Consider the following 545-nt stretch of genomic DNA (forward strand, 5'->3'; position numbering starts at 1 on the left):
GACATCCTGCCGGCGGCTGAACGCACCTATCTGCTGGAGGAGCTGAACCGGACGGCGGCGGCCTATCCGTCGCAGCGGTGCATCCACGAACTGTTCGAGCAGCAGGTGCAAAAGACGCCGGATGCGGTGGCGGTGGTCTGCGCGGACGAGCGCCTGAGCTATGGCGAGCTCAATGCGCGGGCCAACCGCCTGGCGCATCATCTGATCGCCTTCGGGGTGAAGCCGGACCAGCCGGTGGCGATCTGCCTGGAGCGCAGTCCGATGATGGTGGTGGGGGTCTTGGCGATCCTCAAGGCGGGTGGGGCCTATCTGCCGCTGGACCCGGCCTATCCCAGCGCGCGGCTCAACCAGGTGCTCGACGATGCGGCGCCGAGGCTGCTGCTGGCCGACGCGGCCGGACGCGCCGCGCTGGGCGGCGACGGGCTCACCGGTGTGACCGTGGTCGATCTGGAGACGGCGACGCCGGCCTGGGCCGAGCTGCCGGCCACCGATCCGGACCCGCGCGCGCTCGGCCTCACCTCACGCCATCTCGCCTATGTGATCTA

The 545-nt window shown here is 70.1% G+C and carries 1 protein-coding gene; it reads left to right on the plus strand.

Annotated features, from left to right (window positions below; all coding sequences use genetic code 11):
- Nucleotides 1–545: AMP-binding protein (locus QJT78_RS52005; RefSeq protein ID WP_281460930.1), on the plus strand; the 545-nt coding region annotated here is incomplete at both ends.

It is taken from the genome of Bradyrhizobium sp. Mp27, assembly GCF_029953005.1.
In the GTDB taxonomy this organism is placed as follows: Bacteria; Pseudomonadota; Alphaproteobacteria; order Rhizobiales; family Xanthobacteraceae; genus Bradyrhizobium; species Bradyrhizobium barranii.